Source organism: Micromonospora deserti (assembly GCF_003236335.1).
GTDB classification, from domain to species: domain Bacteria; phylum Actinomycetota; class Actinomycetes; order Mycobacteriales; family Micromonosporaceae; genus Micromonospora; species Micromonospora deserti.
The window spans coordinates 1-1,154 of the sequence record NZ_POUB01000511.1 but is presented as its reverse complement, the minus strand read 5'-3'; the positions used below and the strand labels follow the sequence as shown (position 1 = coordinate 1,154).

2 protein-coding genes are annotated in these 1,154 nt (G+C 74.9%); both read left to right on the top strand.

Annotated features, from left to right (window positions below; genetic code table 11):
- Positions 1 to 594: glycosyltransferase family 4 protein (locus C1I99_RS31630; protein ID WP_146604113.1), on the top strand; the 594-nt coding region annotated here is incomplete at its 5' end.
- Positions 595 to 676: 82 nt separating this feature from the next.
- A partial coding sequence (locus tag C1I99_RS31625) for a hypothetical protein (protein ID WP_111137784.1) occupies positions 677 to 1,154 on the top strand: 478 nt, incomplete at its 3' end.

The window sequence follows — 1,154 nt, the reverse complement described above, 5'->3', positions numbered from 1 at the left end:
GCGGGGACGGGTGGCTCGATCGGCTTCCTGGGCCGCTTCACCGAGGCCCGCAAGGGCTTCCCGGTGCTCCGGGACGCCTTCGTCGAGCTGGCCCGGCAGCGTCCGGGGCTGCGGCTGCTGGTGGCCGGCCCGGGCGACCCGGACGACCTCTTCGACCGGTTCCCCGCCGAACTGCGCGACCGGGTGACCTTCCTCGGGCTGGTATCCGAGGCGGACAAGGCGCGGATGCTGCGCAGCGTGCACCTCTACGTGGCGCCCAACACCGGCGGCGAGAGTTTCGGGATGATCCTCACCGAGGCGCTGGCCGCCGGGACGACCGTGGTGGCCAGCGACCTGGACGCGTTCCGCCGGGTGCTCGACGGCGGGCGGGCGGGTCGATTGTTCCCCACCGGCGACCCGGTGGCCCTGCGGGCGGTCCTCTCCGAGCTGCTCGACGACCCCGACCGGCGGGCGGAGCTGACCGCCTGCGGCGACCAGGTGGTGGCGAATTTCGACTGGCCCGTGGTTGCCCGCCGGGTTCTGGAGGTATACGCAGCGGCGATCGAGGCCACCGACGGACGGGTCATCGACCAGGAATGGGCGGGGCTGGACTGACCCGGGTGGCGGCTGGAGCGTCTGTGACCTGGCCGTCGGGGCCGGAAGCGGCCGCAGGAGACGGGAACGGAGCAGCACTACGATGCCGGGCATGTGGTGGGTGGTGGGCACGATCCTGGCCGTCGGCCTGGTCGTGGCGTACCTCGTCTGGACGGCCGGCCGGGTGGACCGGCTGCAGGCCCGGGCGGAGTTGGCGGCCCGCGCCCTCGACGCCCACCTGCTGCGCCGTGCGGCGGCCGCCGCCGTGCTGGCCGAGCGGCGGTACGGCGTGGAGCTGTACGGGGCGGCGCGGATCGCCCTGGACGCCCGCCCGGACGAGCGGGAGGCCGCCGAGAACGACCTCACCCGGCAGCTGCGCGCGGTGCAACTGGACCCGGCCGATCCGGACTGCGAGGCCGTGATCGCCGCCAGCCGCCGGCTCGCCCTGGCCCGGCAGGTGCACACCGACCTGGTGCGGGACGCGCGGGCGGCGCGCAGCCGACCGGTGGTGCGGTTGTTCCGGATGGGGCGCCGGCACGAGTGGCCGCGCTACTTCGACATCGACGATCCCACCCTCACCC